At 35.9% G+C, this 12435-nt stretch carries 13 protein-coding genes; 8 read left to right on the top strand and 5 right to left on the bottom strand.

Going from position 1 to position 12435, the window contains the following annotated elements:
• Window positions 1-622 precede the first annotated feature (622 nt).
• From ACN1CN_RS17725 to ACN1CN_RS17740, 4 genes are all read left to right on the top strand, one after another.
• Entirely contained in the window at window positions 623-1471 is an 849-nt protein-coding gene (locus tag ACN1CN_RS17725) for an alpha/beta fold hydrolase (RefSeq protein WP_419136571.1), read from the top strand.
• Between the two features lie 2 nt (window positions 1472-1473).
• The gene (locus tag ACN1CN_RS17730) at window positions 1474-1947 is read left to right on the top strand and encodes an RNA polymerase sigma factor (protein ID WP_173965981.1); all 474 of its coding nucleotides are present in this window, start codon (window positions 1474-1476) and stop codon (window positions 1945-1947) included.
• Window positions 1934-2530 (top strand): hypothetical protein, encoded by a 597-nt coding sequence (locus ACN1CN_RS17735; protein WP_419136572.1) that lies wholly within the window; start codon window positions 1934-1936, stop codon window positions 2528-2530. Before ACN1CN_RS17730 ends, ACN1CN_RS17735 begins: the two co-directional genes overlap by 14 nt.
• 135 nt (window positions 2531-2665) lie before the next feature.
• Window positions 2666-3352 (top strand): zinc metallopeptidase, encoded by a 687-nt coding sequence (locus ACN1CN_RS17740; protein ID WP_419136573.1) that lies wholly within the window; start codon window positions 2666-2668, stop codon window positions 3350-3352.
• A 230-nt stretch (window positions 3353-3582) separates the two neighbouring features.
• On the opposite strand, the gene ACN1CN_RS17745 is transcribed toward ACN1CN_RS17740, so the two are convergent.
• From ACN1CN_RS17745 to ACN1CN_RS17755, 3 genes are all read right to left on the bottom strand, one after another.
• The gene (locus ACN1CN_RS17745; protein ID WP_017496220.1) at window positions 3583-4053 is read right to left on the bottom strand and encodes an Lrp/AsnC family transcriptional regulator; all 471 of its coding nucleotides are present in this window, start codon (window positions 4051-4053) and stop codon (window positions 3583-3585) included.
• 308 nt (window positions 4054-4361) lie between these two features.
• The gene (locus ACN1CN_RS17750) at window positions 4362-5111 is read right to left on the bottom strand and encodes a uroporphyrinogen-III synthase (RefSeq protein ID WP_173965978.1); all 750 of its coding nucleotides are present in this window, start codon (window positions 5109-5111) and stop codon (window positions 4362-4364) included.
• A gap of 14 nt (window positions 5112-5125) precedes the next feature.
• The gene (locus tag ACN1CN_RS17755; RefSeq protein WP_291285643.1) at window positions 5126-5794 is read right to left on the bottom strand and encodes a DUF4271 domain-containing protein; all 669 of its coding nucleotides are present in this window, start codon (window positions 5792-5794) and stop codon (window positions 5126-5128) included.
• Between the two features lie 105 nt (window positions 5795-5899).
• Between ACN1CN_RS17755 and ACN1CN_RS17760 the strand changes: the two genes are divergently transcribed.
• The 3 genes from ACN1CN_RS17760 to ACN1CN_RS17770 are packed head-to-tail and all read left to right on the top strand — an operon-like array spanning window position 5900 to window position 8456.
• Window positions 5900-6625 carry a polyprenol monophosphomannose synthase gene (locus tag ACN1CN_RS17760; protein ID WP_173965976.1) on the top strand — a complete coding sequence of 242 codons (726 nt, stop codon included), beginning with the start codon at window positions 5900-5902 and terminating at the stop codon, window positions 6623-6625.
• 10 nt (window positions 6626-6635) lie between these two features.
• Window positions 6636-7976 (top strand): dihydroorotase, encoded by a 1341-nt coding sequence (locus ACN1CN_RS17765; RefSeq protein WP_291285644.1) that lies wholly within the window; start codon window positions 6636-6638, stop codon window positions 7974-7976.
• Window positions 7977-7985: 9 nt separating this feature from the next.
• A complete protein-coding gene (locus tag ACN1CN_RS17770) occupies window positions 7986-8456 on the top strand; it encodes a DUF4296 domain-containing protein (RefSeq protein ID WP_419136574.1) in 471 nt (156 codons plus the stop codon).
• Between the two features lie 3 nt (window positions 8457-8459).
• Here ACN1CN_RS17770 and ACN1CN_RS17775 read toward each other — a convergent pair whose 3' ends face one another.
• Both ACN1CN_RS17775 and ACN1CN_RS17780 read right to left on the bottom strand, forming a co-directional pair.
• On the bottom strand, window positions 8460-9461 hold the full coding sequence (locus ACN1CN_RS17775) for an NAD-dependent epimerase/dehydratase family protein (protein WP_419136575.1): 1002 nt from the start codon (window positions 9459-9461) through the stop codon (window positions 8460-8462).
• A gap of 92 nt (window positions 9462-9553) precedes the next feature.
• Window positions 9554-10777, bottom strand: a complete 1224-nt coding sequence (locus tag ACN1CN_RS17780) for a hypothetical protein (protein ID WP_419136576.1) — start codon at window positions 10775-10777, stop codon at window positions 9554-9556.
• Between the two features lie 261 nt (window positions 10778-11038).
• Here ACN1CN_RS17780 and tyrS point away from each other — a divergent pair, with 261 nt between their 5' ends.
• A complete protein-coding gene (gene tyrS / locus ACN1CN_RS17785) occupies window positions 11039-12334 on the top strand; it encodes a tyrosine--tRNA ligase (protein ID WP_419136577.1) in 1296 nt (431 codons plus the stop codon).
• Window positions 12335-12435: the final 101 nt, after the last annotated feature.

Genomic DNA, 12435 nt, shown 5'->3' on the forward strand with positions numbered 1-12435 from the left:
GAGAAATCGCACTAGTGAATCGACAAAGATTGTCGACATAGTTTGCGGAGTTCCTTGTGTGATTTCTCGTTCCTCGAAATGACAAGATTGTGGAGTTGCTTCATTTTTTTGTTGGAATTTGGAATTTGGGATTTGGAATTTTTTTGCGTTTAGTTTGTCATTTCGACCGAAGGGAGAAATCACACTAGTTAATCGACAAAGATTGTCTACTTAGTTTGCGGAGCTCCTTGTGTGATTTGCTACGCCAATTCGCTGTCGTTCGGGTCTCCCTTCGATCGAAATGACAAGATTGTGGAGTTGCTTCATTTTTTTGTTGGAATTTGGAATTTGAGATTTGGGATTTTTCTATTGTATTTGTTGCTGCTTTATTTTTAAATGGATGGCCAAAATGTTAGCTGCGAAAAAAAAAATTGAAATAATTTTTTAAAAAAAATAATCAACACCTCTGTGTGCTTCATCCCTTGTAGAGATTGGGGTTTTGGCTTATAGAGGAAGGTTGGGATTTGGAATTTGAAGATTAAAATTTATTTTTTTTTAAAACGATTTGTAACATTTTGAAACTTCTCGTATCCAAAAGGCGAATTTAACTAATAAACCATTTAACAACTTAAATCTATTAAAAATGAAAAAGTATATCATCTTAGTTATCGCCTTATTATTTTCAGCTGTATGTTTAAATGTATTTGCACAAACAAAAGCTTATCCGTTTGAGGTTCTTAAAACCGGAAAAGGAAAACAAACGATTGTCTTCATTCCCGGATTTGCTTCTTCAGGAGATGTGTGGAAGGACACCAGAGCTAATTTTGAAAAAGACTTTACTTGTTATACACTTACAATGGCTGGTTTTGCCGGAGTAAAACCACAACCGAATGCCTCTTTTAAAAACTGGGAAACCGAAATTGCCAGTTTTATCAAAACAAATAAAATCGAAAAACCAGTCATAGTGGGTCATAGTATGGGGGGAGGATTTGCATTGGCTTTAGCGGCAGATTATCCGGAATTGGTGGGTAAAATTATTGTAGTTGATGCGCTTCCGTGTATGGCGGCATTAATGGATCCTGCTTTCAAAGCGAAAGAAAATAACGACTGTTCGTCAATGGTGAATCAAATGGCGACAATGACAGATACTCAGTTTCAGGACATGCAGAAAAAAACCATGCCACGTCTTGTTCAGGATGCTTCAAAAATTGATATGATTGTAGACTGGAGTGTAAAATCAGACCGAAAAACATTCGCTGAAATGTATTGTGATTTTTCTAATACCGATTTGAGAGAAAAAATTTCGAACGTAAAATGCCCATCACTAATTTTACTGGAGTCATATTTTGTAAATTTAAAACCTGCTATTGAAGGACAGTATCAGAATTTAAAAAATGCAAACTTTCAATATGCTGCTAAAGGGTTACATTTTATCATGTATGATGATGCTGCATGGTATTTAAATCAGGTGAGTAATTTCGTAAAATCGTAATAATGGAATTTGAAGTTATCTATAAAAAATATTGGGATAGAATTTTCAGGCTTTGCATGGGTTTTGTAAACGACTATGATATCGCACAGGATCTGGCTCAGGAGACTTTTGTTATCGTATGGCAAAAATTGGATACTTTTAGAAGTGAGTCGGGTATTGGGACCTGGATTTTTAGGATAGCCTCTAATAACTGTTTGCGGCAAATTGAAAAAGACAAACGTTTTCTTAAATCAGATCTTCCGGTTAATTTGCAGGAAGAAAAACAACAATCGTTAGAACCGCAAATCCAGTTTTTGTACAAGTGTATTGCTGAGCTGCCGGAAACGGAACGTATTATTATTTCGCTCGAACTTGAAGAGGTTAAGCAGGCTGAAATTGCCAAAATTGTAGGGCTTTCAGAAGCGAATACAAGAGTGAAAATTCACAGGATAAAGGAAAAACTGACTCAAAAATTTAAGGAAAATGGACGACAATAACAATATAGACTTTAAAGATTTATGGAAAAAACAAACCGTAAGTCAACCCGACATGAAGGATTTACTGCTGAGACTGAAACAATTTAAAGCTGCCGGTTTGCGTCAGTTGTGGATCACCAATATACTGCTTTTGGCAACCACTGCTTTTATTATTTTTGTTTGGTACTATTATCAGCCGGAATTCATTTCGACCAAAATAGGAATTGTACTCGTGATTTTGGCAATGATTATGTATGTAGGTGTTTACAACAGATTGTTGGCGGGTTATAAAAATATTGATGCGACACAATCCAATCAGGACTACCTGCAGCGATTGATTTTAATTCGAAAAAAACAGCAATACCTGCAGTCTACGGTTCTGAATTTGTACTTTATTTTACTGGGTGTTGGAATCTGTCTGTACATGTATGAATACGCTTCAAGAATGAGTTCTCTTTCTGCGGTGTTGGTCTATGGAGTAACATTGCTTTGGATGGGGGTAAACTGGTTTTACATTCGCCCGAGACAAATTAAAAAACAGCAGGAAAAAATAAACAGCCTGATTGACAAGTTTGATGAGGTTAACAAGCAGCTGGAGTTGTAAAATGACTTTGCAGTATTTATGAAAATATTATGATAATACCCTGACTTTAAGATGTCAAAATGACAATTTTTGAATTTGGTTCAGAATTTGCGGTTTGTTTTGTAAATTTAATAATCAATCAAAAAAAATAAAGATATGGGAAGTGGATATTTAATTCTTGCGGGAGCAATTATGTTGTTCAGCTGGTTAGTGAGTTCAAGACTCAAGAGTAAATTTGAGTTGTATTCTAAACTGCAATTGAGAAACGGAATGAGTGGTGCCGAAATCGCCGAGAAAATGCTGGCCGATAATGGTATTAGGGATGTTCGTGTTATTTCGACACCGGGTCAGTTGACCGATCATTATAATCCTGCAGATAAAACAGTCAATTTAAGCGAAGCAGTTTACAATCATCGCAATGCAGCCGCTGCCGCAGTAGCCGCACACGAATGTGGACACGCCGTGCAACATGCTGTGGGGTATGAGTGGCTTACGATGCGTTCTAAATTGGTGCCCATTGTAAGTGTAGCCTCCAATTATGTGCAGTGGATTCTGTTAGCCGGAATTTTGATGATCAGAACCTTTCCGGGGCTGTTGCTGATTGGAATTATTATTTTTGCAGCAACCACATTGTTTACGATTATTACCTTGCCGGTAGAATATGATGCGAGTAATAGAGCGCTGGCCTGGTTGGAAAATAAACATATGCTAACGCAGGAAGAGCAGGCAGGGGCTAAAGATGCTTTGAAATGGGCTGCCAGAACTTATGTTGTGGCTGCAATCGGATCAATCGCAACGTTGTTGTACTATATCTCAATTTACTCCGGAAGCAAAAGGAATTAATAGGATAATTAGGTAATTAGATAATGAGATAATTTTTGATAGAAATTAGGCCCGACAGGTTTTTAAAACCTTTCGGGTCTAATTGTTTAAAGGGGTAGAAGAATTATCTAATGGACAAATTAAAATATTTAAACCGGACAGGTTTTCAAAACCTGTCCGGTTTGTTATTTTAAAAAAACGTAAGTAAAATTATCTCATTATCTAATTTTCTCATTACCGCATTAAGACCTCTAAAGTTGAATTTGTCTGTCAATCTGCTGATCCAGCGAAATAAAAGTTTCTGTTCTGGAAACGCCTTCTATTGCCTGGATTTTGGTGTTTAAAAGCTGCATTAGGTGTTCGTTGTCGCGACAGATGATTTTAATCAAAACTGACCAGTTTCCTGTCGTATAGTGGCACTCTAAAACCTCGGGAATCTTCTTTAAATCTTTTACGGCTTCAGAGTTTCTGGAGGCTTTGTCCAGATAAACGCCAACAAATGCCATGGTGTTGTATCCCAATACTTTCGGGTTAACGGTGAATTTTGAGCCTGAAATAACACCTGATTGTTCCAGTTTTTTCAAACGCTGGTGAATCGCAGCTCCTGAAATGCCTATCTTATTAGCAATTTGTAAAATGGGTTTTCGGGCATCGTCCATCAGGTAGCGCAGGATTTCTTTATCGATACCGTCAATTTCAATTATAAGGGAGTTGATTTTCATTGGAGTTGTGATTTGAAACTAAATTTAGTGATCTGGTTTTAGATGTAAATCAAATGTACTCATAATGATTTGAAAAAGGAAATTCCAATTTTTGAAATTCCAAATTCCAAAAATCAAATTCCAAATCTGGAATGAGCTATAGTTTGGTTTTAAGTGTGGGGATGCTGGAGTTGATAATGAAATGATCTGCAAGAGTTGCGATCATGGGTTGTGTTTGAAAAATTGCGATGGGGTAAAAAAGAAAAATTCCAAATTTCAACCCTAAAGTTGGAATTTGGAATTTAAATATTGTTATTTCCTAAAAGGTTTTATTTTCCTTTGTTTGCTTCGCTAATGTATTTTTCTAAAGCCATAGTCATCGAAGGCGTCTCAGGAGTCGGGGCAAGAATATCGATTCTTAATCCGTGATCAAGCGCTTCTTTTTGAGTTGTGCTTCCAAAAACTGCAATTCGGGTATCGTTTTGTTTAAAATCAGGAAAGTTTTTAAACAATGATTTGATTCCGGTTGGGCTAAAGAAGGCCAAAACATCATAATAAACATCCGCTAAGTCAGATAAGTCACTCATAACTGTTTTGTAAAAAACAGCTTGTGCCCAGTCTACTTTTAGATTATTTAAAGTTATAGGTGCGTCGGCATTCAATTGATCAGATGCTGGCAACAAGAATTTTTCGTCTTTGTACTTTTTGATAAGAGGTGATAAATCTGCAAAATCTTTTGCTCCAACGTAAATCTTACGTTTTCTATACACAACATACTTTTGCAGGTAAAATGCAACAGCTTCAGATTGGCAGAAATATTTCAATCCTTCAGGAACTTTATAACGCATTTCATCTGCTACTCTGAAAAAATGATCTACCGCATTACGGCTCGTCAAAATGATCGCAGTATAATGATTAAGATCGATTTTTTGTAATCGTATCTCTTTTGCATTAACCCCTTCCACATGAATAAATGGTCTGAAATCAATTTTTATTTTGTGTTTTTGTTGGAGCTCAAAGTAAGGAGAATTTTCCACTTTAGGTTCAGGCTGTGACACCAAAATTGTTTTCACTTTCATATTATAAACATTTACTAAGCCGCCTCTTTTGTAATCCAATAATACATGAAATAATAAGGGGCTATTTCAAGAGCGCAAAGATATAAAATAAAATAAAATAACTTGCTGATTATTGCATTTTGATACGTTTTTATTGAAATAAAATATGAGTATAGGCTTATACACAGCGAAATGGCTATTATTGCTAGGGGTACAATCTTCGGAATATTGTCATAATAAAACAAAACAGCATTGATAGGAAGGATTAAAACGCCTATATAAGTTCTATAAGTGACTTTTTGTAAGTTAAAAAGGTCTGCAAATTCGTCAATATTGAAGGAGGTTGCTACAATTTTCTCAATTAAAAATTTTCCGAGAATAAAATAAAGTAAAAATGTGGCAAGCTGAATGAATAAAACCCAGTCTGTTTTAGAGGCATATCCAAAAATGTGCATCGTCAGTTGTATGAAAAAAGCATACGAAACAATTTGCACAAAAAATAAACCAACGGTAAAGCTGCTTCTTAAATGGTTATTGTCACGATAGATTTTGGCGTATTTGTCTGAAAAAATAAGCTTGCTGAATTCGCTAAATCGGGTTTCATAAGCTGATTTTGTCATAGCAACAACGGCAAAGGTCAACACAAATAAAAGTGTCGCCCAGTCTTTGTTTTCCAGAATTCGGGGATGAAGTTGTTCAATCATAGCGATGCAAAATTAGTAATTTTTTGTGTCAATACTTTTATTATATATTTATTATGAATCAAATGCTATAAAAAGTTTACTTTTGCGGTGAAATTACTCAGAAAAATGAATGATTGTATTGTCATAATCCCTACTTACAACGAAATCGAAAATATTGAAAGCATAGTTAGAGCTGTACTTTCGCAACACAAACCTTTTCATCTTTTAATCATTGACGATAATTCGCCTGATCATACTGCCAATAAAGTAGTGGCGCTACAGGAAGAATTTCCGGACCGGCTGTTTTTGGAAAAAAGAGCTAAAAAATCAGGTTTAGGAACGGCCTATGTTCATGGTTTTAAATGGGCACTGGAACGTCAGTACAATTTCATTTTTGAAATGGATGCCGATTTTTCCCATAATCCAAATGATCTCGAAAAGCTGTTTGATGCCTGCCATTTTGGTGGAGCCGATTTAGCCATTGGTTCTCGTTATGTAACGGGGGTAAATGTTGTCAACTGGCCATTAAGCCGTGTTTTGATGTCGTACTTCGCTTCGGTGTATGTGAAATTTATTACCGGAATGAAAATACACGATGCAACAGCAGGTTTTGTTTGTTATAAAAGAGAAGTGCTGGAGAAAATCAATCTTAACAAAATTAAATTTGTGGGTTATGCTTTCCAGATTGAAATGAAGTACAGAACTTATTGTGCTAAATTTGAAATTAAGGAGGTTCCAATTATCTTTACTGACCGTACAAAAGGAGTTTCTAAAATGAGCAATGCCATTATTAAAGAAGCGATACTGGGAGTAATTTCACTTCGATTGAAAAAATTAGTCAATACTTTATAAAGATATGAAAATGAATAAGATTCTAATAAAAAATGCCAGAATTGTAAACGAAGGATCTATTTTTGAAGGAGATGTTTTGATCGAAAACGACCTGATTGTTGAAGTGGCAGACAGCATCAGTTTAAAAACATCTGACTGTAAAGTAATCGATGCCGAAGGAAATTATTTAATTCCGGGGGCTATTGATGATCAGGTACATTTTAGAGAGCCTGGACTAACACACAAAGGAGATATTGAGTCAGAATCAAGAGCAGCGGTAGCCGGAGGAATTACCTCTTTTATCGAGCAGCCTAATACAGTACCCAATGCAGTAACTCAGGAAATTCTTGAAGATAAATATCAGGTTGCGGCCGTGAAGTCATTTGCGAACTACTCATTTATGATGGGCGCTACCAATGATAATTTGGAAGAAGTTTTAAAAACAAATCCAAAGAATGTTGCCGGAGTAAAAATCTTTTTGGGTTCTTCAACCGGAAATATGCTGGTAGATAATGAAGCAACTTTAGAAAAGATATTCTCAAGTACCCCAATGTTGATCGCAGTACATTGTGAAGACGAAACGACGATACAGAATAATTTAAAACTGTTTAAAGAGCAGTATGGTGATGATATTCCGGTAACGGCGCATCATTTAATACGCAGCGAAGAAGCTTGTTATATTTCTTCTTCAAAAGCAGTAGCATTGGCTAAAAAAACGGGAGCGCGTTTGCATATCTTTCACCTTTCTACGGCGAAAGAAATGGAACTGTTTACCAATAAAATTCCATTGGAAGATAAAAAAATTACCGCTGAGGTTTGTGTGCATCACTTGTGGTTCACGGATGAAGATTATAAAACCAAAGGGAATTTTATTAAATGGAACCCTGCTGTAAAAACAGCAAACGACAGAAAAGCGCTTTGGGAAGCCTTAAACGATGGTCGTATTGATGTAATTGCAACCGACCATGCACCGCATACCAAAGAAGAAAAAATGCAGCCGTATCTCAATGCGCCATCTGGCGGGCCGCTTGTACAGCATGCTGTTGTGGCTATGTTTGAAGCGCATCATCAGGGGAAAATCAGCGTAGAGAAAATTGTAGAGAAAATGTGCCACAATCCGGCTAAAATTTTCAAAATAGAAAAAAGAGGATTTATCAAAGAAGGGTATTATGCCGATTTAGTGATTGTAAATCCAAGTTTGCCATGGAGCGTAAAACCGGAAAATATTTTGGCAAAATGCGGATGGTCGCCTTTTGAGAATTTTACTTTTAAGTCGAGAATTACACATACTTTTGTAAACGGTGAAATGGTTTACAATAACTTTAAAGTAAAAGATATTCGCGCAGGAAAACGTTTATTGTTTGACAGATAAAAAGCTGAAATGAAAAATTTTATAGTAATCGTATTGGTATTGTGTCTTTCTGTAAGTTGTAAAAAAGAGCTGGTCAAACAGCCTGCAAAGCTTATTGAGAAAGATAAAATGATTGATATTATGTATGATTTGTCTCTTATTGAAGCTATGAAATATCAGCATCCCGTTTCAGTAGACTCAGTCGAAACAAGTCCTACAGCGTTTATTCTGAAAAAGTATAAAATCGATAGTTTGCAATTTTCGCAGAGCAATCGTTATTATGCTGCCGATTATGAGAATTACAAAAGCATGTTTGACGAAGTAGGAAAACGTTTGGCTGTTAATCAAAGAGCTGTCGATTCGATTTTGAAAATTGAAGAGAAAAATGCAGCAAAAGAAAAGAAAAACAAACTTAAGGATACGCTTAAAGATAAAATCAAAAGAGACCTGAAAAAGGTGCGTCTGGATTCTATCCGAAAAACAACACGGTTGAGCCGATAGTTGTTAAAGCTTCGAAATAGTATTGATGTACCTATGTACATCCTGAAAAACCGTTCCCAGAGCGGTTTTTATTTTTTCATTAGAATACAGATTGTTAGAATAGGAAGCTTTTGCGGTTGCCTTTGTAAGGCGTCTTTTTTGGAAAAACAAAGTCGAAAAAATTCCGTCGGCAACCCAAAGGAAATTCATGAATACTGGTGTAGCATGAATATTGGGTCTTTTTACTTTTAACGTATCAGCAATCGTGTTTAGGATATCCTGAAAAACAATATTGTCGGCAATTAAAGTAAAGCGTTCGTTTTTTATATCGCTTTTCATTAATGCATTGGCAATTCGTGTCACATCGGTTATGGTTACAAAGCCGGTGCTCCCAAGTGTGTAAAAAGAAAGCCCGTTGGCGATTTTGGCATAAAGTTCGGCACTTCCCTGTACATTGGTTTTATTCTTCGGGATTGGCCCCATGATAACACCCGGATTTAAGATAATGACGTCTAAACCTTCCTGTAAGCCTCGCCAGACTTCCATTTCGGCTCCATATTTAGAAATGGCGTAATCACTATGGGGTTTTTCGGGATTCCAGTCGGTTTCTTCTGTAATGTACGTTTCGTGAGCTGCCAGATCTCCTAAGGCTGCGATAGAGCTTATATAGCAGAACTTTTTTACCGCTCTGGCAATCGAAAAATTAACCATATTGGAAGTTCCTTCGATATTGATTTTTCGAAGGGCTTCTTCGTCTTTGGGATCAAATGAAATTAGTGCAGCACAATGATACACATAATCAATGTTTGTAAAGGCGATTTCTAATGAAGGAACATCTAAAATGTCTGCTTCAACCCATTCGATTTTTTCAAACAGTTCTCCTTTTTTGTACAATTCAAAAACCGATTTGGTTTTCTCAATATTATTCAGATTTCGGTAAATAGCCCGGACATTTTCTCCATTTTCAATCAAATGAAGTAATAAATGTGCGCCAACTAAACCTGTACCTCCTGTTACTAATACCATCTTGTAAAGATAGTACTTTGGTTTAAAGGTGCAAAGAGAGGCAGGTTTAAAGGCATAAGTTTTTAATTGACTATTAGTTTTAGAAGGGGCTTTTAGAAAATGGTGTAGCCAAGTATAAAATCTAATGACTGGTAACTTCCGCTAAAAGAGTTGTATGCGTTCAGAACTTCCTTACGTGTGTTTACCCGGATTTCTGCACTCAGTTTGTTTTTGAAGTTGTAACCAAGTCCAAACAGGAAATTACCGCTTGTCGAACTTTCCAGGGTGGTTGGTTGGCTGGTAATTTTGAATTTACCGCTTACATCAAAGGCATAACCGGCATTAGTAAAGATTTTAGAATTGTTGCTTAAGAAAAAATAGTAACGTACTCCAAAAGGAACTTGTATGGCGGTGTATTTAGCTTCTGAAGGGAATTCGGTTTTTACGCCGTTATTCGTTCCGCTTGTTACTCCCGATTCTTTTTTGTTTTCGTACTGCTGATAGGTTGGGTTTATAAAAAGACTCCATTTGTTTTTGTTGAATGGAAGTATAAATTCACCTTCAAGTCCTATTTTAAAAGTTACTTTCTGGCCATAATCAACATTATTGTATCCGTAGCTGCCATCCACTGAGATCGAAGAAAAACCAATGCCGGGAGTGATCTTCATGAGGTAAATACTTTTGTTAGCTGAAGTAATTGTTTTTTCGATGTCACTCGATGAAACGTTGTTGTGCTTCAGGAAGTATTTCATCAAAGCATCTTTTTTATAAGATAAATTTTTGACGTCATTTTCGGTTGTGTTATTGGTTTTGACATTATTGAATAATTGTTGCCTGAAGTAGTTGTTCTCCACTGTTGCTTTGGAGTTGTCTAGTTGAGCAAGATATTCTTTGCGTACAAGCTGCTCCAAAGGTCTTTCGGCAGTCTCGTAAAAAAATCGTGTGATGTCATTATTGGCATAGTAATATAAAGAGGCGTCGCCTTTCACCAGAACTTTTAAGAAAACGAGCTGCTCTTTCCAAATCGGATTTTTGTCTGTAGAAAAACTTTCCAATACATCACTTGAAGTGTCGATATTGACTTTTGCTCTTTTGTATGTCGTATGGTTTTCAATTCCAAACTCCTGAACATTTGTAATTGTTTCGGTTTTAGTATCGGTGTCTTCGCTATTTATTTTGTACTTGAAATCTGTTGGGTTGTAGTTCCAGTCTATGTTTTTGATAAAACATGCTGTCTGGATTCCGTTAGTAGTGATGAAATATCCTTTCTCAAAAGAGATTTGGGCGTTAATAAAAGAGTAAGAAAGTAAGATTGCAAGAAGCAAAAGTTTTTTCATAAAGGTAATTTTTGGTTGGTTATTAATCAGTTGGTTGCGGTAAAAATAAGTAAAAAGTTATAGGTTGTATGTAAAATGTGAAAAGTTATATGTAAAAAGTTATATGTTTTAATTGGAGTTTTTGGAAGGGCTAAAATTTTAAGGGATGTTCTCTTTATAGCTAAGGATTTTGAGGTTGAAATTACTTTTTGTTGCTGATAATGAAACTGCTTTTTGCCATTGCCGTTACCATTGATTATATTTGCACAAATTATTAAAAAAATGAAGAATCTAGTTGAAGAATTAAAATGGCGCGGGTTATATCATGATAGCATGCCAGGAACGGAAGAACAATTGCTAAAAGAGGTAACTACAGCTTATATAGGTTTTGATCCAACGGCAGATTCGCTGCATATTGGCAGCATGGTTCAGATTATTTTATTGGTTCATTTAAAGAATTTTGGACATCAGCCTATCGCTTTGGTGGGTGGTGCAACCGGAATGATTGGAGATCCATCTGGAAAATCTGATGAAAGAAATTTGCTGAACGAAGAAACGCTGGCTAAAAACGTGGCGGGTATCAAAAGTGTTTTGTCTCGTTTTCTTGACTTTAATTCAAGCGATACAAATGCTCCTGTGATGGTGAACAACTATGACTGGATGAAAGAATTCTCGTTTATTGATTTTGCACGTGAAGTTGGAAAACGTATCACGGTAAATTATATGATGGCTAAGGATTCTGTTAAAAAGAGATTTGCCGGAGAAGGCGAAGGAATGTCTTTTACAGAGTTTACGTATCAGTTAATTCAGGGTTACGATTTTTATCATTTATATAAAAACAACAATTGTATCCTTCAAATGGGAGGTTCGGACCAGTGGGGAAATATTACCACGGGTACAGAATTAGTGCGCAGAATGGGAGGAGAAAATGCAAAAGCTTTTGCCTTGACTACACCCTTAATTACAAAAGCTGACGGATCTAAATTCGGGAAATCGGAAGGTGGAAATGTCTGGTTGGATGCTGATAAAACATCAGTATATAAATTTTACCAGTTTTGGGTAAATGCAACCGATGTTGATGCTGAGAAATATATTAAGATCTTTACGTTTTTAGACAAGGATACTATCGAGGCTTTGATCGAAGAGCACAAAACAGCTCCTCATTTAAGAGTTTTACAGAAGAAATTGGCAGAAGAAATCACCATTTTTGTACACAGCAAAGAAGAATTAGAAAAAGCGATTCAGGCTTCCAATATTTTGTTTGGAAATTCTACAGCTGAAGATTTGAAAAAATTGGATGAAGCTACTTTTTTGGAAGTTTTTGACGGTGTTCCTCAGGCCGAAATCGCAAAAGCAGATCTGGAAAACGGTTTGGAGATTATCACGGTTTTAAACGAAAAAACAGGTTTCTTTAAATCAAATGGAGAAGCGAGACGTGCCTTAACGGCAAATTCAATCTCGGTGAACAGAGAAAAAATAAAAGAAGATTTTGTTTTAACTGCAAATGATTTAATCAATAATCAATTTGTGTTATTACAAAGCGGAAAGAAAAACTATTTTGTAATTAGAGTGGTGTAATTGTTTAACTGTTTAATCGGTTAACCGTTAATTTGATTAATCGGTTAATTGTTTAATTGTTTTTTGGAAAGCAATTAAACGATTCAACAAATCAACGATTC

This window comes from Flavobacterium sp. T12S277 (assembly GCF_048514875.1).
Lineage (GTDB): Bacteria > Bacteroidota > Bacteroidia > Flavobacteriales > Flavobacteriaceae > Flavobacterium.